At 59.8% G+C, this 2413-nt stretch carries 4 protein-coding genes and 1 pseudogene; 4 read left to right on the forward strand and 1 reads right to left on the reverse strand.

What is annotated here, in order from left to right; all coding sequences use genetic code 11:
* Positions 1-291: membrane dipeptidase (locus OC610_RS25655; protein WP_264431826.1), on the reverse strand; the 291-nt coding region annotated here is incomplete at its 3' end.
* Between the two features lie 231 nt (positions 292-522).
* Here OC610_RS25655 and OC610_RS25660 point away from each other — a divergent pair.
* The 4 genes and pseudogenes from OC610_RS25660 to OC610_RS25675 all read left to right on the forward strand — a co-directional run bounded on the left by OC610_RS25660 (position 523) and on the right by OC610_RS25675 (position 2404).
* The gene (locus tag OC610_RS25660) at positions 523-924 is read left to right on the forward strand and encodes a lysozyme inhibitor LprI family protein (protein ID WP_264431827.1); all 402 of its coding nucleotides are present in this window, start codon (positions 523-525) and stop codon (positions 922-924) included.
* A gap of 17 nt (positions 925-941) precedes the next feature.
* Positions 942-1163, forward strand: a pseudogene (locus OC610_RS25665) (helix-turn-helix domain-containing protein); the annotation flags it as partial.
* Entirely contained in the window at positions 1126-1938 is an 813-nt protein-coding gene (locus OC610_RS25670; protein ID WP_264431828.1) for a bestrophin-like domain, read from the forward strand. The pseudogene OC610_RS25665 and the gene OC610_RS25670, both read left to right, overlap by 38 nt.
* Before the next feature lie 49 nt (positions 1939-1987).
* Positions 1988-2404, forward strand: a complete 417-nt coding sequence (locus OC610_RS25675; RefSeq protein WP_264431830.1) for a DUF3010 family protein — start codon at positions 1988-1990, stop codon at positions 2402-2404.
* The last annotated feature ends 9 nt before the right edge of the window (positions 2405-2413 follow it).

Here is a 2413-nt window from a genome sequence, read left to right on the forward strand (position 1 = left end):
GGCGTGGGCGTTCTGGAAGCCGAAGATGATGCCGGTCTTGCCCTGTTCCTTGGCGCGACGGATGTCGGCGGTGGTCTTCACCGGAATCACCAGGTCGCTGTTCTCGCGGATCAGTTTCTGGCTGGCAACGATGTTATTGATGGTGGCCTGGAAACCTTCCCACACCGACACGGTGCAGTTGGCTGCGGTCAGGCCGCCCTTGCGCATGTCTTCGAACAGGTCGCGGTTCCACTTGGCAATGATCAGCCCGTCGATAACGATGCTGTCGGCGTGCAATTCGGCTGGGCTCATCAGGCAGTCCCCTTGTTGGCGATTCATGCGCCGAATCGTGTGCCGGCGCTTTGGGGCCAGCATATGCCGGAGGGCGGTGGCGACCGGGTGCAAAAACGACAGGGGAATTGCCGAAAGCGTCAATCCGCGACAATGGGGTGCGACAGGTCCCGTCTGCCCATCTGTTAATTACTCGGCGCTTGCGCCAGAATCCGCGGCACCACTGGCTTTAACTGGACTGAGCGACAACCGATGAAATCGATTCTCTTCGCCCTGGCACTGATCAGCACCGTCGCCCACGCGACCGAAGACACCGAGCCCAACCCCTGCGACGAAGTTGAAAACGACGTCCAGACCCTGGCCTGCTCGGTCTACGGAAAAAAAGCGGCCGAACAGTTGCTCAACGAAAACCTGCAAAGTCTCAACGAGCGCCTGCAAACCCGCTACGGCAGCGACAAGGCCCAGCTCAGCGACATCACCGCCAAGATCAAGACCGCCCAGCAACTGTGGCAAAAACAGCGCGAAGCCGATTGCGCCATCGCCGCCTTCCCGGCCAAACCTGGCAGCGACGCCTACAAAATCGCCGAAAACGACTGCATGGCCCAGGTGAGCGATGATCGGTCGGAGTTTTTGGAGTCGATTGGGCAGGAGTAACTCATTCTATGAATAACAACTTGATTCCCCATGAAGTCGTCAGCCATATCGTTGACGGCGCAACCACTGTCCACGCCTGGCGCGAACACCTGAACCTGACTCAAGATGAAGTCGCCAAGCGCCTGGGTATTTCCCAACTGGCGTTTGCCCAGCAAGAGTCTGTGGCCAAACCTCGCCGGGCCACTCGTGAAAAGATTGCTATTGCCTTTGGCATCCACGCTGACCAACTGGAACTATAAGTCCCGAGAGAACACGCTCTCCAAGGATGAATCAGCCATCTTTATCGCCATCGTGCTGGGCATCGAAGCCGGTCGTCGGGTCGGCAACCGTCACCTGGCCCAGGACCCGGACGGCGCTCGCCAGGGCATCGGGGCCATCGAAGGCGCGGTGTTTGGCCTGCTGGCGCTGCTGATTGCCTTTACCTTCTCCGGCGCGGCTTCGCGCCTGGATCAGCGCCGTGCATTGATCGTCGCCGAAACCAACGCCATGGGCACGGCCTGGTTGCGCCTGGACCTGCTGCCGGCCAGCGAACAACCCGAGATTCGCCAGGCGTTCCGGGACTATGTCGACGCCCGCATCGAGTACTACCGCGACCTGCGCGAGGACGAAGTCGACGAAGCGGCCCATGACCGAGCCAACGACTTGCAGCAAACCATTTGGAAACGCACCGTCGCCGCCCTGCAACAGATGCCCACCCCGACCCTGGGCACACCTGTGCTACAGGCGCAAAACGAAATGATCGACCTCACCACCACCCGCGCCGTGGCCCACGAAACCCATCCGCCCCTGACCATTTACCTGATGCTGGTGACCATGACCCTGATCAGCGCCCTGCTGATTGGCTACGGCATGGCCGGCACCCGGCAGCGCAACTGGCTGCACAGCCTCGGCTACGCGGCGGTGATGGTTTGCGTGCTGTATGTGATCCTGGATTTCGAATACCCGCGCTTTGGCGTGATCCGGGTCGATTATTTCGACAAAATCATGCTGGACCTGCGGGCGAGCATGAATTGACCAAGGCGGATAAACTGGCGCTCCAGACCTCCCGAATCCAAGGCCAAGCATGATCATCTGCGGCATCGAAATCAAAGGCAGCGAAGCGATCATCGCCGTTGCCACCCTGGACCAGCAGGCGTTGAGTCACGTTGCGCTGAACACCAAGAAAATCACCCTGGACGACGATGACGAAGCCGCCAACGTCAAGGCCTTCGCCGCCCAGGTGCGGGCGTTCGTGACGGACAACGGCATCGAACGCATCGCCATCAAGAAGCGCAGCAAGAAAGGTGAGTTCGCGGGTGGGCCGACCACGTTCAAGATCGAAGGGGTGTTCCAACTGCTCGAAGGCTGCGAGGTGACGTTGCTGTCGCCACAGACCATCAATGCGCAGAGCAAGAAACATGACTTCGCCCTGCCGGCGACGCTGAACAAATATCAGCACGAGGCCTATAAAGCAGCCTGCTCGGCGCTGATGAAGAAATAACCCATACCT

The sequence above is a fragment of the Pseudomonas agronomica genome, from assembly GCF_025917275.1.
Taxonomy (GTDB): Bacteria; Pseudomonadota; Gammaproteobacteria; order Pseudomonadales; family Pseudomonadaceae; genus Aquipseudomonas; species Aquipseudomonas agronomica.